The following is a 23717-nucleotide window of genomic DNA, read 5'->3' as shown; positions in this document are numbered from 1 at the left end:
ACACGCTAGCCCTCGCCAGCCGGCGCTGCAGTTGCTGCAACGCCGCATGAGGTCTCATTCACGACATGCCATGCCGTCATGACCGACCGCAGGACAACGTCGAAGTCCCTTCGATGCACCGCCCTGGTGCAGGGAGGCGTCTTTCGACCAAGGTCGGTGCGACGAATGGTGATCTTGCGAGGCAGGGCCGAGGGGACTAATTTCACCATACAGAATAAAGTTCTGCCTTACAGAACTGTAAGGTTGCTGACAGGAAACCGGGAGACGAAGCCCGCCACTGTCCTGCCAGCGCAAAGAGTGCATACCAATAACAAGCTCAACGACATCAGAGGTCGCCATGACACGCCATCTGTCTCTCAAACTCCTGACCGCCGCGGTGGTCACCGCCATGTCCGCCCAGGCCCTCGCCTTCGAGCCCAAGGGCAAGGTCGACTGCATCGCACCGGCAGACCCGGGCGGCGGCTGGGATTTCACCTGCCGCAGCGTCGGCAAGCTGCTGTCTGATCTCGAATACGTGCCGGGCAACGTCCAGACCATCAACATGGCCGGTGCCGGTGGTGGCGTCGCCTTCGCCCATACCGTCTCCAAGCGCGCCGGTGATGAGCAGCTGCTGGTGGCCGCGTCCACCGCGACCACCACGCGTCTGGCTCAGGGTCAGTTCCCGGGCATGAATCAGGATCAGGTCAACTGGATCGGCGCACTGGGCGCGGATTACGGCGCCATCGCCGTCTCCAAGGACTCGCCCTACAACACCTTGAGCGAGGTGATGGAGGCGCTGAAGAAAGACCCGAAATCCGTCAAGTTCGCCGGCGGCAGTGCGGCAGGCGGCTGGGATCACCTCAAGGTACTGATCGCCGCCCAGGCAGCCGGTGTCGAGAACCTGCCCAAGGTCTCCTACCTGTCCTACAACAACGGCGGTGAGGCGATTACCCAGGTCGTCGGCGGCCACGTGCAGGCCTTCACCGGTGACATCTCCGAGATCCAGGGCTTCATGGAGTCCGGTGATCTGAAGGTACTGGCCGTGCTCTCCGAAGAGCGCCTGCCGGGCAAGCTGGCTGACGTCCCCACCGCACGCGAGCAGGGGATCGATGCCGTCGCGCCCAACTGGCGTGGCTTCTACATGCCGGCCGACATCAGCGATGACGCCGAGCAGTACTGGACCACGACATTGGACAACGTCTACACCAGCGATGAATGGAAGGACGTGATGACCAAGAGCGGCCTGATGCCGTTCCACAAATCGGGTGCCGAGTTTGATGCCTTCGTGAAGGCACAGATCAAGGACATCCAGACGCTCTCCAAGGACATTGGGCTGATTCGCTGATGAATGACCGCATCTTTGGTCTGCTGATGCTCACCCTGGCCGTCGCGTACGGCTGGGGTGCCCAGCAGTTCCCCGAACCCTTCGGTGGGGCCGAGTCCATCGGTCCTGAAACCTTCCCTACCGTGCTGTCCATCGTGCTGGGCCTGAGCAGTCTGTACCTGATCCTGCGGCCTGACCCTGACCAGCACTGGCCGTGGAGCCGCACCGGCGCCGAGATGGTGCTGGCGATCGTGATCCTGTGCCTCTACACCGCGCTGCTGGAGCCGCTGGGCTTCATCGTCACGACCACCGCTGCGGTCGGCACCCTGTGCTGGCGCATGGGGGCCACGCCGCTCAAGGCCTATGCCACGGGGCTGGTCGGCGGCATCGTCGTCTTCGCCCTGTTCAATTTCGTGCTTGAGCTACCACTGCCGCTGGGCATTCTGGAGGTGGCGTAATGGAAAGTCTTGGCTTCTTGATGCAGGGCTTCGGCATCGCCCTGCAGCCAGAAAATCTGATGTTTGCCGTGCTGGGTGCCTTCCTCGGTACCTTGATCGGCGCCCTGCCGGGTCTGGGCCCGGCCAATGGCGTGGCCATCCTGATTCCGCTGGCCTTCACCCTGGGCCTGAGCCCGGAGACGTCGCTGATCCTGCTGACCTCGGTCTACGCCGGTGCCATGTACGGCGGGCGCATCTCCTCGATCCTGCTCAACATCCCGGGCGATGAGCCGGCGATGATGACCTGTCTCGATGGCTATCCGATGGCCCAGAAGGGCAAGGCCGCCGAAGCGATGGCCATCTCGGCGATCGCCTCCTTCATCGGCAGCCTGATCGCCACCATCGGCCTGATCGTGATGGCACCGTGGCTGGCCAGCTTCGCGCTGACCTTCGGCCCGGCGGAGTACTTCGCGCTGTTCGTGCTGGCCTTCGCCACCCTGGGTGGCATCACCGGCAAGAACCCGGTCAAGACCCTGATGGCGGCGGCCATCGGCCTGATGATCGCCACCGTCGGCATCGATGCCTCCACCGGCACCCAGCGCTACACCTACGACATTCTCGAGCTGTATGAAGGCATCGACTTCATCATCGCCATCGTCGGTCTGTTCGCCATCTCGGAACTGCTGTTCTTCATCGAGCAGCACGCCGGGGAAGGCAAGGCGATGATCGCGATGAACAAGATGACCCTGAAGCTCAAGGACATCGTGGCCATCCTGCCGACCGCCTTCCGTGGCGGGGTGCTGGGCTTCATTTCCGGCGTGTTGCCGGGCGCCGGGGCCTCGCTGGGCAGCTTCATCAGCTACACCCTGGAAAAGAAGATCATCGGCAAGAAAGGTCACTTCGGTGAAGGGGACCCGCGTGGGGTCGCCGCACCGGAAGCCGGCAACAACGGGGCGGCCTCCGGTGCCCTGGTGCCGATGCTGACACTGGGCGTGCCCGGTTCCGGTACCACTGCGGTACTGCTGGCGATGCTGATCTCGCTCAACATCACCCCGGGACCGCTGATGTTCTCCCAGCACGGTGACATCGTGTGGGGCGTGATCGCGGCACTGCTGATCGGCAACGTCATCCTGCTGCTGATGAACATTCCGATGGTCGGCATCTTCGTCAAGCTGCTGTCCGTGCCGCCCAAGTACCTGCTGCCGGTGGTGACGATGGTCGCCTTCGTCGGCATCTACTCCATCAGCCACTCCGCCTTCGACCTGTACTTCATGGTCGCCTTCGGGGTCGCCGGCTACTTCCTGCGCAAGCTGGACATCCCGCTGGTACCGGTCATCCTGGGCATGCTGCTGGGCCCGGAGATGGAGAAGAACCTGCGTCACGCCATGCAGCTGTCCGACGGCGACTGGACCATCCTGATCGGCAGCCCCTTGGCCGTGACCCTGTGGTGCATCGCCATCGCCGGCCTGCTGCTGCCGGTGATCGTCGGCCCCATCCTGCGTCGCCGCATGGGGGCCGCCAAGGCCGCCACCGACGCCTGAGGCAAGCGCTTCCTGCAAAGGGAAGACGGCCAACCACACGACGCCCCCGCCGGGTAACCGGCGGGGGCGTCGTGTCATCCAGCCCTCCTCTTCACCTGGCGCTCTGCTGCCACTCCTGCATCAGCTGCCGTGCCTGACCGGGCGTCAGGCGAGCCGATGGGCCGCTGAGCATGATGACTTCCGCCGGGGCCAAGCCCTCATCGTGATGCGGGGCGACGCTCACGGCCAGGGCTGCCACCGTCAGCCCCGCAGCCTCACCGACCTCGATCTCGCCACTGTCGATGCAGTGATGCAGCAAGGCGGATAGCGCCTCCTCGATCCATTCCCCCTCCTCCAGCTGATGGCGCAGCGGCGCCTCACTGACGCGAACATAGCGACAGATCGCCTGCCGGGGGCGGGTCAGCCCCTCGACGGGACGCGCCTGCGCAGCCGGGCCATGCTCGACCAGCAGCAGGCTGGCCGTCTCACCACTGGCCGCATGCAGGCGTGCCAGCCAGCCACGCTGCAGGGTCTCGCGGGCATCGAGTCCGGGTGCCAGCTCGGCGAAGCGCCCAAGCGCCGCGCCGATGGCATAGATTCCATGGCTGTCACGCGTCACGTAGCCGAAATGCTCGAGCGAGCCCATCAGACGCAGAATCGTGCTCTTGTAGAAACCGCTGGCCTGGGCCAGCTCGTTGAGCGTCAGACGAGGCGTCTCGGGGGTGAAGGCTTCCAGCAGGGTCAAGGCACGCTCGACCGCTTCCACGCGTTGATTGGCCATGATTCGGCATTCCCCTTGGATGGACGGGTCACTCATGACCCTGCGGATGTCGCGAGAATCATGCCATATCGTTCTGCCAGACAGAACATTACCCGACACGCCGGACTGACGATGGCGCCGGACAGGCGTGTTAGAATGCCCCATCATTCCCTCGGCTCTGCCCGCACAAGGTTCGCTCATGACCATCTTCATCATTACCTTCGTGGTCTGCCTGATCGTCAGCGTCGGCACTGTCGCTCTGCTCATGATGTCGCGCACACCGCGATTTCGTACCGATTTCAGTGATATCGCCCGCGTGCTGGATCAGGCGGTCAGCGGCGAGATCAACGAGAACGAGTGGCATAGCGTGATCGGCTACCCGATTCGTCATGACGAATATCTGGAAAGCCTGCGCCGCCGCTGTCAGGGCATCTTCGACAAGCACGCCAGACCCTGGCAACTGGCGCAGGGCGGCGCGCTGTTCTCCCGCGAGGGCCGTGAGGAACTCAACGTCCTGCTGGGACACCTGCGCGCCCGCACGGGCGTGGCGGAGACCCGCGCCTGATGGTCAACAGCGAGATGCGCCTGATCCCGCTTTCCAACCTGCGGGAACACCATGATCACAGCTACCACCAGCTGGTGATAGGGCTGGATGGGCTGGCCGAATTCGAGATCGAAGGCCAGGGCGGCGAGATTCGCCCCCTGACCGGCTGTATCGTGCCAGCAGACCACGTGCACTATTACGCGGGCATCGGCGAGAATCGCCAGTTGATTCTGGACCTGCCGGATGACGCGCCCTATCTGACCGGTCAGCATCGTGACCTGAAGCGTCTGTTCGAGCGCCCGCGCTTCTTCACGCTGGATACCCGGCTGCGCGGCTATCTGGAATTCATGCTCGCCGAGGTCAATGATTATCAGCAGGCCCCCGGCGACCTGCTGGCTGCCACCTTCCTCGCCTGTCTCAACTCGCGTATCGCCGAGCCGATGAGCGCCCTGAACGGCACCGGCCGCCAGCTGGATCTGGTCGCCCTGAACCGCTTCATCGATGCCAACCTGCATCGCCGATTGAGCGTGGCGGATCTGGCACGTCAGTCCCACCTGTCCGAACAGCATTTCAGTGAGCGCTTTCGCGTGTTGACGGGGCTTTCGCCCTATCAGTACCTGCTGCGCCGCCGCCTGGACGAAGCGCGCCATCTGCTGGACAGCAGCGACCTCTCCCTGTCGCAGATTGCCGAGCGCTGCGGCTTCGCGAATCAGAGCGCACTCTCGCACGCCTTCCGCAAGCACCTCGGTTTCCCGCCTTCCGCACTGCGCAAGTCCTGAACGCCCCCACCCAGCGTCTCCCGATCGCAAGCTCTGACCACAAGCGCTGAGCGCCAGCGCTGATCACAAGCCCTGAACGCCAGCGCTGAACAAAAGCCCTGAACGCAAGCCCCGGCCAGGGGCGCTGTCCTTAGAGCGTGACCGGCAGGGATCTGACACAGGACACCCCGACCTTGGTCTAACAAGTTCACAGCAATTGACGTCATGCTTTTCGACGAAGGTCGCAGATGGCGGCAGGTTTCATGCCACGCCCGTGGATTTGACACGCGCAGCCGAGAAATTGGAAAGACCCGCCCCCCTGCACCACCCTACATTCACCGGTATCCAACAAGACGTGCCGATGTCCCGCCCGGATGCGCCTCGCATCACCTTCGCGCATCGTGCCCGGCAATCCTATCTGGCGTAATGCCACCCAGCAGCAGGGGGTTTGCTCAATGACCACCGTCACTCCGGCCGTTCCGGCCACTACCCAGCCGTCCGATTCCCTCAAGGAAACGCCGCGTACCGCTTGCCCGCTGGGCGAGACGGTGCTGCGTGCCGACGAGATTCTGGCGCCGAATACCTGGCAACGCGATCCGAGCAAGCTGTTCTCACGGGTCAGCGACCACTATCTGGTCGACGAAGATGGTTTCGTGGCTGAGCTGGTCAAGCTGCTGGACGTCAACGATGCCGACATCAAGCGTGTCGGTGACAAGGCCGCGGAGCTTGTCCGCGAGATTCGCACCATGGACACCGCCGTCGATTCCATCGACGAGCTGCTGCAGCAATACAGCCTCGACACCCAGGAAGGCGTGCTGCTGATGTGCCTGGCCGAGGCGCTGCTGCGCATTCCGGACAAGGACACCGCCGATGCGCTGATCGAGGACAAGCTGGGCGTGGCCGACTGGAAATCCCACCTCGGCCAGAGCGAGTCCTGGTTCGTCAATGCCTCCACCTGGGGCCTTCTGATGACCGGCAACGTCATCAAGATGGATCTGCCCAAGAATGACGGCAAGCCGGCGACCTTCATCAATCGCATGGTCAACCGCATGGGCGAGCCGGTCATCCGTCGCGCCATGTATCAGGCCATGAAGATCATGGGCAAGCAGTTCGTGCTGGGCCGTGACATCAAGGAAGCGCTCAAGCGCTCCCAGCCGCAGTTCGAGAAGGGCTACACCTACTCCTACGACATGCTCGGCGAAGCCGCCTGCACGCGTGCCGATGCCAAGGGCTACTTCGATGACTACGCGCGCGCCATTCGCACCGTGGGCGAGACCTCTCGCAAGCTGAAGGCCACGACGCCGTCACCGTCGGTCTCCATCAAGCTGTCCGCCCTGCACCCGCGCTATGAATTCGGCCGTCGCGAGCAGATTCTGGAAGAGCTGGTCGCCAGCGTGCGCGAACTGGTCAGCATCGCGCGCGAACTGGAAGTCGCCATCACCATCGATGCCGAAGAGGTCGATCGCCTCGAGCTGTCGCTGGAAGTCTTCCGCGCCGTCTACGAGAGCGACACCTGCCGCGGCTGGGGCAAGTTCGGTCTGGTGGTGCAGGCCTACTCCACCCGCGCTCTGCCGACGCTTCAGTATCTGAATCGCATCGCCGACCTGCAGGGTGACGAGATCCCGCTGCGCCTGGTCAAGGGCGCCTACTGGGACAGCGAAATCAAGGAATCCCAGGAGCTGGGGGTCGACGGTTATCCGGTCTTCACCCGCAAGGCCTCCACCGATGTCAGCTATCTGGCCTGCGTGCGCTTCCTGCTGTCCGAGAACACCCGTGGCCGCATCTATCCGCAGTTCGCGACCCACAACGCTCACACCATCAGCACCATTCTGGACGTGGCCAACTCAGGCGAGACGCGCCAGTTCGAATTCCAGCGTCTGCACGGCATGGGCGAGGCGCTGTACGACGCCGCCCTCAAGCGCGCTCCCGAAGGGACCTGGTGCCGTATCTATGCGCCGGTCGGTGCCCACAAGGACCTGCTCCCCTACCTGGTGCGTCGCCTGCTGGAGAACGGTGCCAACTCCTCGTTCGTCCACCAGCTGGTCGACCCGCGCGTGCCGGTCGAGAGCCTGTGCGTTCACCCGGTCACCACGCTGTCCCAGTTCAAGAGCTACCACAATCCGCGTATCGCCCTGCCGCCGCATATCTATGGCGAGGGCCGTCGCAACTCACGCGGCATCAATCTGAACATCAACAGCCAGTACCAGCCGCTGATGGACGAGATGGCCAGGTTCATGGACAGCACCTACGACGTACGTCCGCAGCTGGCCTTCGATGTCGATGCCAATGCCGAACGCCGTCAGGTCGTGACCTGCCCGTTCGATCGCCGCGTCACCGTGGGCCACGTGCAGTGGACCAGCGCCGATGAAGCCTCCCGCGCCATCGACGCCGCCTGGGCCGCCTTCCCGCGCTGGGAGATGACCCCGGTCGAGGAGCGTGCTGCCATCCTCGAGCGCTTTGGCGATCTGATGGAAGCCCATACCGCGGAGCTGATGACCCTGTGCTCCCGCGAGGGCGGCAAGCTTCTGACCGATGGCATCGCCGAGATTCGCGAAGCCGTCGACTTCTGCCGCTACTACGCCAACCGCGCGCGTGCCGACTTCGGTGCCCCCACCGTCCTGCGTGGCCCGACCGGTGAGCACAACGAGATCGTGCTGGGCGGCAAGGGCGTGTTCGCCTGCATCAGCCCGTGGAACTTCCCGGTCGCGATCTTCTGCGGTCAGATGGTCGCCGCGGCCGTCACCGGCAACACCGTGGTCGCCAAACCGGCCGAGCAGACCTCGCTGGTCGCGCACCGTGTCGTCGAGCTGCTGCGTGAAGCCGGCATGCCGCGGGATGTCGTGCAGCTGCTGCCGGGCGATGGCCCGACCGTGGGCAGCGTGCTCTCCAGCGACCCGCGCATCACCGGTGTCTGCTTCACCGGCTCCACCCAGACGGCTCAGATCATCAACCGCTCTCTGGCGGCACGTGAGAATGCCCCGCTGCCGAGCCTGATCGCCGAGACCGGTGGCCTCAACGCCATGATCGTCGACTCCACCGCCCTGCCGGAGCAGGTCGTCAATGACGTGGTGCAGTCCGCCTTCCAGAGCGCCGGGCAGCGCTGTTCCGCCCTGCGTGTGCTCTACGTCCAGGAAGATGTCGCCGAGCGCGTCATCGGCCTGCTCAAGGGCGCGATGGATGAGCTGAAGATCGGCGATCCGCGCGATCTGGGCACTGATGTCGGCCCGGTCATCGATGAAGAGGCACGCGCCGGTCTGCTCAAGCACATCGAGGAATATCGTGCCCAGGGCCGCGTGGTGGCGGAAGCCCGCATGGACCCGGCGCACACCGCCGAAGGCACCTTCGTCGCGCCGATCGCGCTGCGCATCGACGGCATCGACAGCCTGGAAAGCGAGCAGTTCGGGCCGATCCTGCACATCGCCACCTGGAAAGGCGGCGATATCGACAAGGTCATCGATACCATCAATGGCCTGGGCTATGGCCTGACCTTCGGTGTGCATTCCCGAAACGAAAGTTTTGCTAATGCAGTTGCACAGAAAATTCGTGTTGGTAATGTCTACGTCAACAGGAATATCATCGGCGCAGTGGTGGGTGTACAGCCGTTTGGTGGTCAGGGCTTCTCCGGTACCGGTCCGAAAGCCGGCGGCCCCCACTACCTGCACCGTTTCGCCACCGAGAAGACCCGTACCATCAACACCACGGCACTCGGCGGCAACGCGTCTCTTCTGGCCATGGGCGACGAATGATCGGCGCTATCGCCGGTGACGGGCTCGGCATGACGGGCCTGCACGACGAGTAGCATCGGTCCCGCCTGACAGAGGACTGCATGCCGGACGTGCATGAAGTAGTCAGGCAACGGGCATCAGGACGATGCCTGGCACACCCTCTCTGCAGCACGGGGGGGTGTGCTTCGGACACCGACAGGGATGCCACTTGCAGGCAGGCCGATTGACTGGCCTGCCCGCCAGGTGCCCTGCGGTGTCCGTTGCCGTTCTCCTGCTTGATTCGACGGCGACATGCGGGGACGGAGAGGCTTCAGATGATTCGTTTATGCGCTAGTCTGAACATATACAGAATGGCACCAGCCCTTGCAGGACGGTGACATTCGGTAGGTGCTCAGGGCCATGGCGGTGATGCACCAGGCGGTGCCATCTCCTCCGGGATTATCGGAACGCTCGACGTCCGACAACAATAAATGCAAAGGATTTACTCCACGATGGTCGAAAATAGCCCCACAATTCTCATCACGTTTGCCGTCTATCTGGCGGTGATGCTTGGCATCGGCCTGCTGGCCTACAAGCGCACCTCCAACATGTCGGACTACATCCTGGGCGGCCGCTCACTGGGCCCCTGGACCTCTGCGATTTCCGCCGGCGCCTCTGACATGTCCGGCTGGCTGCTGCTGGGCCTGCCGGGTGCGGCCTACCTCAGTGGTCTGTCCGCTGCCTGGATCGGCATCGGCCTGCTGGCCGGTACCTGGCTCAACTGGCTGATCGTCGCCAAGCGCCTGCGTATCTACAGCTTCGTCGCCAGCGACTCCCTGACGCTGCCGGATTACTTCGAGAAGCGCTTCCGTGACAACTCCAAGATGCTGCGTGTCATCTCGGCCGTCTTCATCCTGCTGTTCTTCCTCTTCTACACCAGCTCCGGTCTGGTGGCGGGCGGCAAGCTGTTCGAGACCGTCTTCGGCCTCGACTACACCATCGCCGTGACCGTCGGCACCATCGCCATCGTGTCCTACACCTTCTTCGGCGGCTTCCTCGCCGTGTCGTGGACCGACCTCATCCAGGGCCTGATGATGGCCGCCGCGCTGATCGTGGTGCCCATCGTCGCGCTCACCGACATGGGTGGCGTGGCAGAAGCGAGCTCGCGCATCACCGCCGAGAACCCGCTGCTGCTGGAATGGTTCCGTGACGCCTCCACCGGTGAAGCCCTGACACTGGTCGGCATCATCTCGTCACTGGCCTGGGGTCTGGGCTACTTCGGTCAGCCGCACATCCTGGCGCGCTTCGCGGCCATCCGCAGCGAGAAGGATGTCGGCACCGCACGCACCATCGCCGTCATCTGGTCAGCCCTGGGGCTGTTCGCCGCCATCTGCATCGGCCTGCTGGGTCTCGTCTACGTGCCGAAGGATCTGGCCGACAGCGAGAAGATCTTCATGGTCATGGTGAACTTCATCTTCCACCCGGCGGTCGCCGGCGTGCTGCTGGCCGCCATCCTGGCTGCCGTGATGTCCACTGCCGACTCCCAGCTGCTGGTGTCATCCTCTGCGCTGGCCGATGACTTCTACAAGGCGCTGTTCAAGAAGGACGCGACCCAGTCCGAGCTGGTGTGGGTCGGTCGCTTCGCCGTGATCGGCATCGCCATCATCGCGTGGGTGCTGGCACTGGACCCGAACTCCAGCGTACTGGGCCTGGTGTCCTACGCCTGGGCCGGCTTCGGCGCGGCCTTCGGTCCGGCGCTGATCATGTCGCTGTACTGGCGTCGCATGAACCGCTTCGGCGCCCTGGCCGGCATCATCGTTGGTGGCGTGACCGTGGTGGTCTGGAAGCAGCTGTCCGGTGGCATCTTCGACCTCTACGAGATCGTGCCGGGCGTCATCTTCGCCTACATCGCCATCTACGTGGTCAGCATCATGACCGCAGCGCCGAGCGATGAGATCACCGACGAATTCGAACAGGTCGAGAACCACGCCTGATCGAACTCGGCAGCATGATCTGCCGTGAGACACGACAACGCCGCCCCGAGGGGCGGCGTTGTCGTGTCTGGATAAGCGTCTGGACGAACGTCAGGGTCTCACGTCTGCTCAGCGACAGTTCTCGGCGGTGCGAAAGTCGATCACCCAGACACCCTCCTGCAAGGTCTGGGTGAAGATTCTCGGCGATCCCCCCTCATCTCCCGGGGCATCCACTGACGCGCGCTCGTCACAGACAGGCGGCTCCTTGATACTGGCCTTGCGCTCATCATCGCGCAGCAGGGTCGCCGCACTGGCACCGGCCATGCGCAATCTCACCACAGCCCAATAGTTGTCAGGCGTGAAGGCGGCGATCAGGTTCTGGCGCACGGCGGGCACCTGACGCTCAGCGACCCGCGCCAGCGGTGCCAGCGGCGCCTTCCCCAGCACCTGCACCGCCAGCTCGTCATCGGGCCGATAGGTGTCGCGGTCACGTGGTGAAGTGATCGGCAGTCCCAGCTCACGTGCCTGGGTGACGATCTCACGCGCCAGCTGGGTCTCATGGGCCTGCTGGGCGGCCAGCGCATTGCTCCAGGCCGCGAAGATCAACCAGTGACGCAGCAACAGCAGTGCCGCCACCGCCAGCAGACAGCGCCGCAGCGTGAAACGCTCGGAGGCTCTCGCCTGCCGGCCCGCCAGGCTCAGCATCAGGGCACCGCCCAGCAGTGCCCCCCAGCCCACCAGGGTGCGCGAGTGAAAGACCGGCTCCGCCAGCATCAGCATCGGCCCCCACAGTGCAGGCATCAGCAGCAGCGCCCACAGCAGACGACTCAGACGCTCCAGCGTCAGCTTGCGCGAGGATACCTGGCGAGCGCCATGCCGCCGGCCTGCTGTCATCAGCGCCGCCCCCAGCGCTACCACCAGCAGGCTGCCACTCAGTGCCCCGCTGACGAGATCCAGTCCGCCACGCAGGGCGGCAAGTGCCTGGGCGAGATGCTGCTCCAAGGCGGCCAGCAGCGCCGGGAGATCGCCCAGCGACAGCATCTCGCCGTGCTGCTGGCTGTAGTCGCCCGCCACCAGCAGTCGTGACAGCGGCAGGTAGAGCAGCAAGGCAGCCAGCACCAGTCCGCCGCGCTGCAGCAGCGCAAGCCAGGCGCGCCATACCGATTCACTCTGTTCGGTCTTTCCCTCTTCGAACTTCCTCTCTTCGGTATTTCTCTCTTCAGCCTCTCTCCTTTCGACCCCGCGCGGGCGCGACCCCATCAGGGCGTCCAGCAGGCTCAGTACCAGAAAGGCGTTCAGCGCCGGCTGGTAGCAGCACAGGGCCAGCAGCAGCAATCCCAGCGCCATCAATGAAGGTTGCCAGCGGCGCTGCGAACGTTGCCCCGGCCCGTGGACACCCGGGCGCAGGATCAGGCTGGCCAGCATCGCGCTGGCAAGCCCGAGACTCATCGGCAGGCTGTCGTAGGCATAACTGAAGTTCTGCAGCGTGAAGGGTGTCAGCCAGATGAGCGCATTGCCCAGCACGCAGACGCCCGGCGAGAGCCCCGGCACCCGGCGCCACCAGACCAGCGCCATACCGGCCGCGATGCCCCAGGCCGCCAGCTGCGGCAAGGGCGCGACATTGACAAGCTCTCCCCCGAAGCCCAGCAGGCGCATCACGCCTTCCGCGGCCGGCCGGGCATTCAGCCCCCATCCGAAGTAGCCATCCAGGGTACGACTCATGTCATCCAGATAGAGGGCCTGCTGGCTTAACAGCGGCACGAGCCCGATGCCGAGCACGGCCAGGCTGGCAAGCAGAAGGCGCCACGCCTGGCGACGTTGGCGACGAGTCAGATCCATGATCATGTACAAGAGACGACACTCCCGGTCCTGGAGGATGAACCACTGCCACACTCGAGAGTAGCTGACTCGCGCCACAAAAAAACGCCACCCGAAGGTGACGTTCTTTTGTGTCATATCACGGCATGTCATGGCATGCCATCACGCGAGGACAGATGGCTTACTCGGCCGCCCTGCCCGGCTGATGGATATGCACATCGCGCTGCGGATAGGGGATGCTGATGCCGCGCTCATCGAAGGTCAGCTTGATGCGCTCGGTCATGTCCCACTTCAGTGCCCAGTAGTCGGAGGCCTGGCACCACATGCGGAAGTTGAAGTTGACCGAGCTGTCGGCCAGTTCCGCCACGGCGATCAGGTAGGACGGCTCCTTCATGATGCGCTCGTCGCTGTTGACCAGCTCCTCGAGCACCGCCTTGACCTGACGGATGTCGTCATCATAGCTGACCCCGACCACCAGATCCAGACGACGTGTCGGCAGTGCCGAATAATTGGTGATGGTCTGGGACATCACGCTGGAGTTGGGCACGGTGACCTTGCGATTGTCCGGCGTCACCAGACGAGTCTGTAGCATGGTGATCTGGTCGACGCTGCCGGACGTCCCGGCGGCCTCGATGTAATCGCCCTTCTTGAACGGACGCAGCGTCACCAGCAGGAAGCCCGAGGCCAGATTGGACAGTGAGCTCTGCAGTGCCAGACCGATGGCCAGACCCGCCGCACCCAGCGCCGCGATCATCGACGTGGTATCGACCCCCACCTGATCCAGCGCGGTCAGCAGCACCATGACCACCAGAATCGCGTAGGCGATCTGACCGACGAAGCCTGCCGCCGCCTCGTCCATGCTCTTGCGCTGCAACAGCGAGGTGACCCACCGGGTCAGACGCTTGGCCACCCACATCCCGAACACCAGCACGGCCAGTGCTGACAACAGGGTCCCGCCCCACCACAACGCCAGCTCGAACAACTGGTCGGTTTCCATGGGAATGGCATTCAGAAAATCCACACTAACTCCTTGTAAGCCCCTTGCGATGACAGTCACTGACTACCGGGCGCTTTCTCTTGATAGGACGCGAGCCGTTCACCATCAGGCGAACTGCCGCTCGGTCGGACGGATCATTCACGTTGCCGCGCGCACAATTTACCTGACTATCGCCGCCGCGTCAGTGTCATCGCGCGCCGCCGGTCAGGGTCATGGAGCACTGTCGGGCGGCGTCAGCCCCAGGGTCGAGCGCAACATCACGCTATCCAGGCGCAGGCCAACGGGAAACTTGTTGCCATCGATCCCGACATCCCGCGGGGCAATGGGCGGCGGCCCCTTGAGCGTCAGATGCAGGCTGCCGTCCGGCTGGATCAACCGCTCCGGCACCTCCACCTCGTGGCTGGCCTGACGACCGCCCACCGGCCAGCGGGCCAACAGCTCGCCTTCCCCCCACACCTCCACCGGGCGGGGTTCGGCGTCATCGGGATAGCGTGACAGCGCGAGTGCCACCACGACCGGCTGCCTGAGGCCCGGCGTGACCTTCAGACGCAGACCCACCTGCGCCTGGCGTGCACTGACCGGCCGATCCTCCTTGGGCGAATAAAATCCTTCCCACAGCACGCCGCAGTTCCCAAGCGGCTCCCCCTTGCGCACGGGATAGCGCTCGCCCAAGGCGAGAACCGGTACCTCGCCCATCGGGCGATAGCAGGTGGTGGCGTGTTCGATGAAGTAGCGTCGGTAGTGGTCATCCACCTGAGGGGTGCGTGCCAGCCACAGCATGCAGAGTTCGAAGGCCAGCACGGCGGCCGTCGCCAGCAATAGCCAGAGACGCCGCCGGCTCAAGCGGGTCGGCACGCCGTAACGCGCGTCGGCGCGCCCTCCCGAAGTGACGGAGAGGTCCGCACTCACATCAGACGAGCCAGAATGCGGCGTCATACCAGTTCTCCACCAGCCAGAGGTTGAAAAGCGCGCCCAGGGCGACTAGCCCCCAGGCAAGTCGGCTCGGGAGGCGCGTGAGCAGATCCAGCAGCGCCAGCACGAACACCGGCATGCCGATCAGGTAGCGCGGGATGGCATCCAGCCCCGTGGCCAGCGGAATGAACAGGGTGAACGCCGCCAGGCCCATCTCCAGCCAACGCCGCTGCAGGCCCAGCCAGCCGATCAACGCGATGCCGATCAGCGCCATGCTGGCCTGCCAGGCGGGCCGGAGCGTTTCCGGCGCCGTGAACCAGTACCCCAGCCCCTGCACCAGATTGACGATGGGATTGCCCATCTCGCGGCCCCAGGAGATCTGCACGTGACTGAAGGCCAGCGCATCGCCCGTCTGGTGGTAGAGCACCGCCATGAACAGAAACAGCCCCAGCGGCCCCATCACGCCGATCAACAGCCAGTCGGGGCGGCGCCACAGCTCGGCGAAGGCCGCCAGACGCAGGCGCGCCAGCAGCTCGATGCCCATGGCGATGACCCAGAACACCCCGGTGGCCCGTGTCATCGACAGCAGCAACGTCCACAGCATCACCCGTCCGGTGCGCTGACAGCGCCAGTCGATCAGGGACGCGAGACACAACAGCCAGAACAGCGATTCCGAGTACAGCGCACTGAAATAGAAGCTGTACGGCATGCTGGCGACCAGCCACACGAACAGCAGCGGCGAGGCATCAGGGCGCGTGATGGCAAGATAGCGACACCCCAGCCCCAGGGCCGCCGCCAGCAGCACATTGCTCAGCAGTACGCCCATCAGCTCCGGGTCGAGCTGGCCGCCCAGCGTCACCAGCCACAACAGGGCAGGATAGAGCGGAAAGAAGGCCCAGTTGGCGGCATCACCGTCGCTCATGCCCCGGGCTTCGACATCGTAGCCACGGGTCATGATGCCCTTGAACCAGCTGCCATCGAACTGGGCCATGGCATGCAGGTAGCTTTGATCGCCATGGGCGGCGATGGCCAGCCACGCAAGCCGCGTGATCACCAGTGTCAGCAGGATATGTGCCCAGGGAATGCTGGCGGTGCGTGCGCGCACCAGCGCCTCGCTCGGCGATGGCGTCTCGGCGACCAGCGCGGCCCCCAGGGCCGCCAGCCGCCCCTTGCCCATCCGCTCGGCCTTCATGGCAGTGCTGTCGTTCATGAGGCTCATTCCTTGAAGGCCCAGAGTCGTGATGCCAGATAGGTCACGACAGGTACCGAGAGCGTCGCGATCGCGATGGCCACGAAGCCGCTCATGCCGAGCCCCTGGATCAGCACGGCCAGCAGCCCGTTGTTGAGCGCGAAGCCGCTGGCCGCCACCAGCGCGAACCGCCAGGCGCTGCCCTGTCGCTTGAAGGTCAGACGTCGATGCCCCACCAGCGAGACCTGGAAGGCCACACAGAAGGCCACGATATTGGCGATGAATTCATTGAGCGGTGGCCAGAGAAACAGCATCAACGCGGCGACCGCGAGGTGCACCCCCGTGGCGGCCAGCCCCACCAGACCGAAACGGGTGGCGGTGCCGGCTTCCTGTCGTGCCCGCTCTGCGGTGCTGGACGTCTGGCGTGACGTGGCATCATCCCTCACGCGAGTCTCCTCGCGTCATGTCAGGCTCGGCACTCTGACAGGATTCACGGCGGCGACTGGCCTCACGGTCACGCTGTCCGCGCAAGACCCGCGCCGTGCTGAGGCCGCTGTCCAGCCCGCTGTCCGGCGAGGTAGCGCCACCGGGGCCATCCTGCAGGCTGTCGTGATCGATCAGATACAGCGGCCGCTGCTTGGTCTCCATGAACAGGCGCCCGAGATATTCGCCCAGCACGCCGATGGAAATCAGCTGCATGCCGCCGAAGAACAGCACCGCGATCATCAGGGACGCATACCCCGGGGCATCAATGCCGAACAGCACCGTCTTGCTGATGATGACGAGGATGTAGAGGAAGGACAGCCCCGCGATGCACGCGCCGAGGTAGGTCCAGACCCGCAGCGGCCAGGTCGAGAAGCTCACCACGCCGTCCAGGGCGAAGTTCCACAGCTTCCAGTAGTTGAACTTGGTCGTGCCGGCGGTCCGCGCCGGGCGCTGATAGGTGACGCCAACCGAGCGGTAACCGGGCCAGGAGAACAGTCCCTTCATGAAACGGTTGCGCTCCGGCATGCGGCGCAACGCCTCGACGACCCGACGATCCAGCAGTCGGAAATCCCCGGCGTCCCGTGGAATCTCGGTAAATGTCAGGCGATTGAAGATGCGATAGAACCATCCTGCCGTCTTGCGCTTGGTGGCGGTGTCTTCATCACGCGCGGCGCGAACGCCATAGACCATGTCGTAGCCGGCCTGCCACTGGGTGATGAATTCGAGTATCACCTCGGGCGGGTCCTGCAGGTCGACATCCATCGGCACGATGGCATCGCCTCGCGCCTGCTCGATGCCGGCGCTCATGGCCGCTTCCTTGCCGAAGTTGCGTGTCAGGCTCAGATAACGAATGCGTGAATCATCGGCCGCTGCAGCGTCCAGGCGCGCCAGGGTGGCATCGCTGGAGCCATCGTCGACGAACAGGATTTCCAGGTGCGGTACCTGCGCTGCCAGGGTGGCATCGATGGCGGCAAGAAACGGCGCGATCGTCTCCTCTTCATTCATCACCGGCACCACCAGCGACAGCACCCAGTCGCCTGATTGGCGCCGTGTCATGTCGCGCGGGATATAACCTGCAGACGCCGTGGACGGCCTGCTTCCCTCGGGTCCGCGGGCCGAACCGCGGGCAGAGTCAACGGATGATCGCATGCCTTCCTCCTCGAAGAGCGGTCTGGATATCGCTCGTGAACCATTGTTGTTGATATCGGTCGCCCAGCCATACCCCCACGACAGCACGCTCGGGCGCACAGGGGGTCTCTTGTGTTAGGTGGGGCTCGCAGGAGGGATTGCAATGACGCCTCGCTCACCACGCCCGGATGCACAAGCCCAGGGCATGGGCCAAGGGCATGAGCGAATCGCGGTGACCTCCAGGCCCCCTCTCACGCGGTTGCACTGGCGTTATAGGGCGCGGACTGGCGGGATGTAAAGCGATATCGCATGTCGCTGCCGCTCAAGAAGGGCTCGCTTGCCTCCTCGGTGACACTTCTCGCGCCGCCCCCCCCAACGCAAGAGGGGCCACTCATGGAGTGACCCCTCTCGGGACTTTCAAGGCATCGCAGTGGCTAGCTCATGCTCAGGGCGATCAGGGTGATCAGCAGCAGACACCAGCTCAGCGGTGCGCCCAGCAGCCAGGCGCGCGTGGCATGACGCGGCACCAGACCGACCCCATGCGTGAAGCCGGCCCCCAGCCCCCACAGCGCAATCAGCAGCATCAGATAGCGCGGCCCGGTGGCCATCGAGGCAATGGCATCCGGGCCCAGCAGCATCCAGATGGCCACCATGGCAGACAGCAGCAGCGAGGCCAGATGGGCAGGGCGAGTTCGGCACCAGGCCGGTGGTCGTGAGGCGTACCAGGGTCGTGACATCGAGCTCTCCTTGATCAGAACGGTCGGCGGCGCAGAAGCATCGTTGAGGCCGCCTGCCTCAATCATCGTCAAAGGTGTGAGTCTGCTCAAGCCACAATGCATTGATGATGCCCGCGAAGCAGGCCAGCAGTACACCGAGAATCCAGGCGAAATACCACATGAAGTCGTCTCCCGGCGAGGGCGGCGCCCTCGCCCAATGATGCAGTTATGAAGCGTACGGGAAAAGCGGTTGCAGCGTCGGCTGCCTGCCTCAGTACAGACTGTGTCCGTCCTGCTCGACGTGACTCACCGTGACGCGCCGCCACATCTTCACGTAGCACCAGGTGGTGTAGAGGATGATGGTCGGCACCATCACCAGCCCCGCCACGGTGACGATGGACAGTGTCAGCTCGCTGGAGACCGAATCCCACAGCGTCAGGCTGGCCTCGCCCATGCGCGAGGACGGCACGATGAACGGGAACATGCTGATGCCTGCGGTGGCGACCACACCGCCGACCCCGACGGAACTGGCCGTGAAGGCTGCCCCGCCCTGACGTCTGGCCGAGAGCCACATCGCGGTGACGATACCCGCCACGGCGCCCAAGGGCGCGAGCAACGTCAGCGGCTCACGCGCGTAGACATCCATCCAGCTGCCGGGACCGACCTGCTTGTCCAGCAGCTTTAGCGCCGTGCCGGTATCGCCCATCTGGTCGATGCTGTAGCCCATGCCGGACAACCACACCCACAGTCCGCCCAGGCCAAACAGCCCGAGCGAAAGCAGTCCCAGCGGCTGCACCAGACGCGCACTGCGCGCCGCCACGGCGTCATCGGCACGCGCCACCAGCCAGGTACCGCCATGCAGCATCACCATCACGACGGACAGCGCCGCACACAGCAACGCGAAGGGATTGAACAGCCCGAGATAGCTGCCGTCGTAGCTGGCACGCATGTACTGATCGACTTCCAGTGGCACGCCCTGCAGCAGATTGCCGAAGATGAGGCCGAAGAAGGCAGTGGGAATCAGGCTGCCGGCGACGATGCCACGGTCCCACCAGCCCCGCCATTGGGGGCTCTCGAGCTTGGAGCGATAGTCAAAGCCCAGCGGGCGGAAGAACAGCGAGAACAGGATGGTCAGCATCGCGAAATAGAAGCTGGAGAACGCCGCGCCATAGACCACCGGCCACACCGCGAAGACGGCACCGATGGCGGTGACCAGCCATACCTGATTGCCATCCCAGTGCGGTGCCAGCGTGTTGATCACCACGCGCCGTTCGCTGTCACTGCGACTGACCAGCGGCATCAGCATCGCCGCGCCCATGTCCATGCCATCGGTGATGACGAAGCCGATCAGCAGCAGACCCACCGCCACCCACCAGAACAGCTTGAGGATCTCGTAATCCCACATGATCCATTACTCCTTGAATGACAGCGAAGGATTGAGCGACATGCCCTCGTCGTCTCGCAGGGCGCCGCGCTCGAAGTGATAGCGGCCGGTATGCAGGGAAGAGGGTCCCTTGCGCGCGAAGTGGAACATCAGCCACATCTCGATCACGAAGAACAGGCTGTAGAAGGCCAGGAAGCCACCGATGGACCACCACAGATCCGACTCATCCAGGCTCGAGGCCGCCATGAAGGTCGGCAGAATCTCTCCGACCGCCCAGGGCTGACGCCCGAATTCGGCCACGAACCAGCCGGTTTCCACCGCGATGAACGGCAGCGGGATCGACAGCAGGCAGATCCACAGGAACGGACGCACATCGAAGCGATGCTTGGCACTCATCCAAACCGCGACGATGAAGATCGCGAGCATCGCCATGCCACAGGCGACCATGATCCGGAACGAGAAGAACATCGGTGCCACCGGGGGGATCGAGTCGGCCGCGGCCTTGTCGATCATCTCCGGCGTGGCATCGGAGGGCGTCTCGACATAGCGCTTGAGCAGCATGCCGTAACCGAGATCCTGCTTGACGGCATCGAAGGCCTTGCGGGTCGCGATATCGTCCTGACCCTCCCGCAGCTGCTGGAGCAGATCATAGGCCTGCATGCCATTGACAATGCGTCCGCGGTGCTCCTCGGTCAGCTCCTTGATGCCCGGAATCTCGGTATCCAGCGAGCGCGTACCGATCAGTCCCATCACATAGGGAATGTGGATGCCGTAATCGGTGTGCTGGGTCTCCTCGTTGGGTAGACCGATCAGCGTGAATGACGCTGGCGCCGGCTCGGTCTCCCACATCGCCTCGATGGCGGCCATCTTGGCCTTCTGCACGTCGCCCACCTCATAACCGGACTCATCGCCCAGCACGATGACCGAGGCCACCGAGAACAGTCCGAAGGCCGCGGCGATGGCGAAGCTGCGCTTGGCAAAGCCCAGATCCCGCCCCTTGAGAAGATAGAAGGCACTGATGCCGAGCACGAACATGGCGCCGGTCACGTAGCCTGCCGACACGGTATGCACGAACTTGGCCTGGGCGACCGGATTGAAGATGACATCCGCGAAGCTGGTCAGCTCCATGCGCATGGTCTCGAAATTGAAGGCCGCCCCGACCGGATTCTGCATCCAGCCATTGGCGATCAGGATCCACAGCGCCGAGAAGTTGGAGCCGAAGGCGACAAGCCAGGTCACCATCAGGTGCTGACGCTTGCTCAGGCGGTCCCAGCCGAAGAAGAACAGCCCGACGAAGGTGGATTCGAGGAAGAAGGCCACCAGGCCCTCGATGGCCAGCGGCGCACCGAAGATGTCGCCGACGTAATGCGAGTAATAGGCCCAGTTGGTGCCGAACTGGAACTCCATCGTCAGGCCGGTGGCGACACCGAGCGCGAAGTTGATGCCGAACAGCTTGCCCCAGAACTTGGTCATGTCCTGGTAGACCTGCTTGCCGGTCATCACATACAGGGATTCCATGATGGCCAGCAGGAAGGCCATGCCGATGGTCAACGGGACGAACAGGAAGTGATAGAGCGCGGTCATGCCAAACTGGAACCGCGACAGCTCCACTACGGTATCGGAGATCATGTCTAACCCCTTTGCGATAAGACGAACGGCCAGACTGCCGTCTCTGCATGCGCTTGCCACCGACGTCGGGGGCAGTCTCCCCCCGACTCCCGCCGGCAAGCGCACAGGCAATGGCACCGTGGTACCAAGACCTTGGTCGGACATTCTCTGCCCTCTCGCGACAGGCTCCAGATGACAGGTTGTCGCAGCCGCACTCCGGCAAGCGCCGCCTGCGGGGATCGCAAGCCCATGAGCTGACAGCGAAAACGTCCATGGCCCGCATCATTGCTGGGCTGGCGCGCAGTGGACCGCCAGCGGCCTCTCAACGCTCTAACCTCGCGCACCTGCACGACACCTGCGACCTTCCACCACACGCCACAGCGCGCGGGCCTGCACGACAGCAGCCATGCACGGCTCGGACAATCCTGCGACGCGTGTTGAATGCGCAGACACAGGAGTTGCCGATCAGCGACTATCACTTCACCAGCAGGCTAACTATCATAGGGCGATCCATCGCTGGGTCCTGCGGCAGGGATTGCCCGTGACCCACCTCCCCTCTTTCGCTCGTGAACTTGCCATGACCTCCTTTTCCTGCCACTCCCTGTCCAGCGCCTCTCGGGGCCCACGTGCCACGGCGCCCCGTGGCCATGCCGACTACTGTGACCCCGCCCTGGGGAATCTGCTGGATTACCACGGCCTGAACCGGTTCGAGGCCCTGTGGCACGTGGCCGCCCAGGACGTCGATGCCCCTAACCGTGAGCGCGGAGGCATCTCGACGGTCTCGCTGCTCACTCTCGAGGACGAGCAGGGCCAGACACATCGCCTCTACCTCAAGCGCCAGACCAACCATCTGGGCCGCAGCCTGTCACGCCCACTGGGCGAGCCGACCTTCTCGCGCGAGTGGCGTGCCATCCGCCACTATCACGCGCTGGGCATTCCTTCGGTGGATGCCGGCTGGTATGGCGAGCGCCGCACCGGCAAGGAGTGGCGCGCCATCCTGATCACCTTCGATCTCGACGGCCGCGATGATCTGGACCACTGGCATGCACGCTGGCCGGCGCTGGACGATACCCGACGCACGCAAGTCATCACTGCCAGCGCACGTCTCGTGCGACAGATTCATCAGGCCGGCATGATGCACGGCTGCCTGTTCCCCAAGCATCTGTTCCTCAGCCGCCCACAGCCCCTCGCCGACGGTACCAGCGCCATGCAGGAACAGATGGATGCCGTCATCATCGACCTGGAGAAGACCCGACGCTTCGTGCTGCGCCGTCACGAGTGCCAGCGCGACCTCTACGTGTTGTGGCGCCGCCTCAAGGCCTGGCAGGCAGCGGAGTGGCGAGAGTTTCTGGCCGTCTACCTCGACTGTCCCGCGCAGAGTGACGAGGTCAGTCGATGGCTCAACGAGCTTGAAGCACGTGCCCAGCGCAAGCGTCGCTGAATTCCCACACTGGTGGGCGCATCACGCATTGCGTAGCATGCGCTCACCTCACGAGCCGCCTACGACCAACGTCTCATGAATCTGTCGTGAAAATGAACGGCTCTGTCGCTGTCCTGCGCCACCTCCAGTCTCATCCTCGAGACATGCACCTTTTCTGAAATAATCGGTAACATCCGCTAACAAGACGTCAAATATGTTTTCAAACATTGTTCTAAAAAAATGCTTGCCAAAAAGAACAGTGTTTTTTATAGTTCATCTCGTCCCCTGAACAAGGCAGCCTTGCCACACTCGGTACATCCCCCGAGTTCGCCAGGCACCGCCGACAGGAAGCCCCCGAGGCCACAAGCTTCAAGGAGAACATCACATGAAAACCATCAAGATCCTGACTGCTACCGTCATCGCCGGCACCATGGCAATGGGTGCACAATCTGCACTGGCCTACGGCAAGGGCGACATCTTCCTGCGCGGCGGCGTTGCCAAGGTCGACGGCAAGAGCAACAACGGCAATGGCCTGATCGCCAAGGATGAATCCGGTTTCGCCGGCTCCGTGGGCTACATGTTCCACGACAACCTGGCAGTTGCTCTGCAGTCCACTGAAGCATTCAGCACCGACTGGAAAAACAGCGACGGTGGCTTCGATCAGATGCCGATCAACCTGATGCTGCAGTACTACCCGCTGGGCGGTACCGAAGCTCGCGTTCAGCCTTACGCTGGCGTCGGCCTGAACTACACCCACTTCTCCGGTGAGTCTGCCGGTGGCCAGAGCATGGACATCGACGACAGCTACGGCGCTGCTGCCGAGCTGGGTGTTGACCTCAACATCAACGAATCCTGGGCCGTCAATGGCTTCGCTCGTTACGCTGACGTCAAGGCCGACACCAAGATCAACGGCCAGGACGTGAACGACACCGAGCTGGACCCGGTCACCGTCGGTGCCGGTGTCACCTACCGCTTCTAAGTGCTGAAACACGCACTGACGAGCCGCGCCGAGCCATGACGCATCAGGGGTGATCCCCTTGCCTCATTGACGACGCACAAG

At 63.8% G+C, this 23717-nt stretch carries 20 protein-coding genes; 9 read left to right on the top strand and 11 right to left on the bottom strand.

Annotated features, from left to right (window positions below; all coding sequences use genetic code 11):
• Nucleotides 1–337 precede the first annotated feature (337 nt).
• From HXS65_RS02675 to HXS65_RS02665, 3 genes are read left to right on the top strand one after another with little or no spacing between them, the layout of a single operon-like run.
• A complete protein-coding gene (locus tag HXS65_RS02675; RefSeq protein WP_084209024.1) occupies nt 338–1324 on the top strand; it encodes a tripartite tricarboxylate transporter substrate binding protein in 987 nt (328 codons plus the stop codon).
• The gene (locus HXS65_RS02670) at nt 1324–1761 is read left to right on the top strand and encodes a tripartite tricarboxylate transporter TctB family protein (protein WP_077372626.1); all 438 of its coding nucleotides are present in this window, start codon (nt 1324–1326) and stop codon (nt 1759–1761) included. The genes HXS65_RS02675 and HXS65_RS02670 overlap by 1 nt, the downstream gene beginning before the upstream one ends.
• Complete coding sequence (locus tag HXS65_RS02665) at nt 1761–3281, top strand: tripartite tricarboxylate transporter permease (RefSeq protein WP_077372623.1); 1521 nt, start codon at nt 1761–1763, stop codon at nt 3279–3281. Before HXS65_RS02670 ends, HXS65_RS02665 begins: the two co-directional genes overlap by 1 nt.
• Before the next feature lie 91 nt (nt 3282–3372).
• Here HXS65_RS02665 and HXS65_RS02660 read toward each other — a convergent pair whose 3' ends face one another.
• The gene (locus HXS65_RS02660; RefSeq protein WP_176493023.1) at nt 3373–4041 is read right to left on the bottom strand and encodes a helix-turn-helix domain-containing protein; all 669 of its coding nucleotides are present in this window, start codon (nt 4039–4041) and stop codon (nt 3373–3375) included.
• Nucleotides 4042–4219: 178 nt separating this feature from the next.
• Between HXS65_RS02660 and HXS65_RS02655 the strand changes: the two genes are divergently transcribed.
• The 4 genes from HXS65_RS02655 to putP all read left to right on the top strand — a co-directional run bounded on the left by HXS65_RS02655 (nt 4220) and on the right by putP (nt 11020).
• Nucleotides 4220–4585 carry a hypothetical protein gene (locus tag HXS65_RS02655; RefSeq protein WP_077372617.1) on the top strand — a complete coding sequence of 122 codons (366 nt, stop codon included), beginning with the start codon at nt 4220–4222 and terminating at the stop codon, nt 4583–4585.
• Nucleotides 4585–5343, top strand: coding sequence for an AraC family transcriptional regulator (locus HXS65_RS02650; protein ID WP_077372614.1), 759 nt, complete (start codon nt 4585–4587; stop codon nt 5341–5343). The genes HXS65_RS02655 and HXS65_RS02650 overlap by 1 nt, the downstream gene beginning before the upstream one ends.
• Before the next feature lie 434 nt (nt 5344–5777).
• Nucleotides 5778–9068, top strand: a complete 3291-nt coding sequence (gene putA, locus HXS65_RS02645) for a bifunctional proline dehydrogenase/L-glutamate gamma-semialdehyde dehydrogenase PutA (RefSeq protein ID WP_176493022.1) — start codon at nt 5778–5780, stop codon at nt 9066–9068.
• 470 nt (nt 9069–9538) lie between these two features.
• The gene (gene putP, locus HXS65_RS02640; RefSeq protein ID WP_077372611.1) at nt 9539–11020 is read left to right on the top strand and encodes a sodium/proline symporter PutP; all 1482 of its coding nucleotides are present in this window, start codon (nt 9539–9541) and stop codon (nt 11018–11020) included.
• A 108-nt stretch (nt 11021–11128) separates the two neighbouring features.
• Here the strand turns inward: putP and HXS65_RS02635 are convergent, their stop codons facing one another.
• From HXS65_RS02635 to HXS65_RS02590, 10 genes are all read right to left on the bottom strand, one after another.
• Nucleotides 11129–12844 (bottom strand): glucosyltransferase domain-containing protein, encoded by a 1716-nt coding sequence (locus tag HXS65_RS02635; RefSeq protein ID WP_255304422.1) that lies wholly within the window; start codon nt 12842–12844, stop codon nt 11129–11131.
• 154 nt (nt 12845–12998) lie between these two features.
• Complete coding sequence (locus HXS65_RS02630) at nt 12999–13838, bottom strand: mechanosensitive ion channel family protein (RefSeq protein ID WP_240499561.1); 840 nt, start codon at nt 13836–13838, stop codon at nt 12999–13001.
• Nucleotides 13839–14024: 186 nt separating this feature from the next.
• Complete coding sequence (locus tag HXS65_RS02625; protein WP_176493020.1) at nt 14025–14750, bottom strand: hypothetical protein; 726 nt, start codon at nt 14748–14750, stop codon at nt 14025–14027.
• The gene (locus HXS65_RS02620) at nt 14725–15936 is read right to left on the bottom strand and encodes a hypothetical protein (protein ID WP_176493019.1); all 1212 of its coding nucleotides are present in this window, start codon (nt 15934–15936) and stop codon (nt 14725–14727) included. The genes HXS65_RS02625 and HXS65_RS02620 overlap by 26 nt, the downstream gene beginning before the upstream one ends.
• Nucleotides 15937–15941: 5 nt before the next feature.
• Complete coding sequence (locus HXS65_RS02615) at nt 15942–16361, bottom strand: GtrA family protein (RefSeq protein WP_084209029.1); 420 nt, start codon at nt 16359–16361, stop codon at nt 15942–15944.
• A complete protein-coding gene (locus HXS65_RS02610) occupies nt 16351–17457 on the bottom strand; it encodes a glycosyltransferase family 2 protein (RefSeq protein ID WP_136938157.1) in 1107 nt (368 codons plus the stop codon). Before HXS65_RS02610 ends, HXS65_RS02615 begins: the two co-directional genes overlap by 11 nt.
• 506 nt (nt 17458–17963) lie before the next feature.
• Nucleotides 17964–18266, bottom strand: a complete 303-nt coding sequence (locus tag HXS65_RS02605; RefSeq protein WP_167593034.1) for a cyd operon YbgE family protein — start codon at nt 18264–18266, stop codon at nt 17964–17966.
• A gap of 58 nt (nt 18267–18324) precedes the next feature.
• A complete protein-coding gene (cydX, locus tag HXS65_RS02600; protein WP_024951692.1) occupies nt 18325–18426 on the bottom strand; it encodes a cytochrome bd-I oxidase subunit CydX in 102 nt (33 codons plus the stop codon).
• A gap of 90 nt (nt 18427–18516) precedes the next feature.
• Nucleotides 18517–19650, bottom strand: coding sequence for a cytochrome d ubiquinol oxidase subunit II (cydB, locus tag HXS65_RS02595; RefSeq protein WP_077372590.1), 1134 nt, complete (start codon nt 19648–19650; stop codon nt 18517–18519).
• Between the two features lie 6 nt (nt 19651–19656).
• A complete protein-coding gene (locus HXS65_RS02590; protein ID WP_084209032.1) occupies nt 19657–21258 on the bottom strand; it encodes a cytochrome ubiquinol oxidase subunit I in 1602 nt (533 codons plus the stop codon).
• Nucleotides 21259–21814: 556 nt separating this feature from the next.
• Here HXS65_RS02590 and HXS65_RS02585 point away from each other — a divergent pair.
• A complete protein-coding gene (locus tag HXS65_RS02585; RefSeq protein ID WP_176493018.1) occupies nt 21815–22678 on the top strand; it encodes a lipopolysaccharide kinase InaA family protein in 864 nt (287 codons plus the stop codon).
• Between the two features lie 364 nt (nt 22679–23042).
• Nucleotides 23043–23636, top strand: coding sequence for an OmpW family protein (locus tag HXS65_RS02580; protein ID WP_065392614.1), 594 nt, complete (start codon nt 23043–23045; stop codon nt 23634–23636).
• The last annotated feature ends 81 nt before the right edge of the window (nt 23637–23717 follow it).

The organism is Cobetia sp. 5-25-4-2 (assembly GCF_013374075.1).
GTDB classification, from domain to species: domain Bacteria; phylum Pseudomonadota; class Gammaproteobacteria; order Pseudomonadales; family Halomonadaceae; genus Cobetia; species Cobetia marina.
This window is presented reverse-complemented; position numbering and strand designations above follow the sequence as displayed.

Bases quoted from the DNA above. Each gene is read 5' to 3' on its own strand.
- HXS65_RS02675 (WP_084209024.1), top strand. From the start codon at position 338: ATGACACGCCATCTGTCTCTCAAACTCCTGACCGCCGCGGTGGTCACC.
- HXS65_RS02670 (WP_077372626.1), top strand. From the start codon at position 1,324: ATGAATGACCGCATCTTTGGTCTGCTGATGCTCACCCTGGCCGTCGCG.
- HXS65_RS02665 (WP_077372623.1), top strand. From the start codon at position 1,761: ATGGAAAGTCTTGGCTTCTTGATGCAGGGCTTCGGCATCGCCCTGCAG.
- HXS65_RS02660 (WP_176493023.1), bottom strand. From the start codon at position 4,041: ATGGCCAATCAACGCGTGGAAGCGGTCGAGCGTGCCTTGACCCTGCTG.
- HXS65_RS02655 (WP_077372617.1), top strand. From the start codon at position 4,220: ATGACCATCTTCATCATTACCTTCGTGGTCTGCCTGATCGTCAGCGTC.
- HXS65_RS02650 (WP_077372614.1), top strand. From the start codon at position 4,585: ATGGTCAACAGCGAGATGCGCCTGATCCCGCTTTCCAACCTGCGGGAA.
- putA (WP_176493022.1), top strand. From the start codon at position 5,778: ATGACCACCGTCACTCCGGCCGTTCCGGCCACTACCCAGCCGTCCGAT.
- putP (WP_077372611.1), top strand. From the start codon at position 9,539: ATGGTCGAAAATAGCCCCACAATTCTCATCACGTTTGCCGTCTATCTG.
- HXS65_RS02635 (WP_255304422.1), bottom strand. From the start codon at position 12,844: ATGATCATGGATCTGACTCGTCGCCAACGTCGCCAGGCGTGGCGCCTT.
- HXS65_RS02625 (WP_176493020.1), bottom strand. From the start codon at position 14,750: ATGACGCCGCATTCTGGCTCGTCTGATGTGAGTGCGGACCTCTCCGTC.
- HXS65_RS02620 (WP_176493019.1), bottom strand. From the start codon at position 15,936: ATGAACGACAGCACTGCCATGAAGGCCGAGCGGATGGGCAAGGGGCGG.
- HXS65_RS02610 (WP_136938157.1), bottom strand. From the start codon at position 17,457: ATGACACGGCGCCAATCAGGCGACTGGGTGCTGTCGCTGGTGGTGCCG.
- HXS65_RS02605 (WP_167593034.1), bottom strand. From the start codon at position 18,266: ATGTCACGACCCTGGTACGCCTCACGACCACCGGCCTGGTGCCGAACT.
- cydX (WP_024951692.1), bottom strand. From the start codon at position 18,426: ATGTGGTATTTCGCCTGGATTCTCGGTGTACTGCTGGCCTGCTTCGCG.
- cydB (WP_077372590.1), bottom strand. From the start codon at position 19,650: ATGTGGGATTACGAGATCCTCAAGCTGTTCTGGTGGGTGGCGGTGGGT.
- HXS65_RS02590 (WP_084209032.1), bottom strand. From the start codon at position 21,258: ATGATCTCCGATACCGTAGTGGAGCTGTCGCGGTTCCAGTTTGGCATG.
- HXS65_RS02585 (WP_176493018.1), top strand. From the start codon at position 21,815: ATGACCTCCTTTTCCTGCCACTCCCTGTCCAGCGCCTCTCGGGGCCCA.
- HXS65_RS02580 (WP_065392614.1), top strand. From the start codon at position 23,043: ATGAAAACCATCAAGATCCTGACTGCTACCGTCATCGCCGGCACCATG.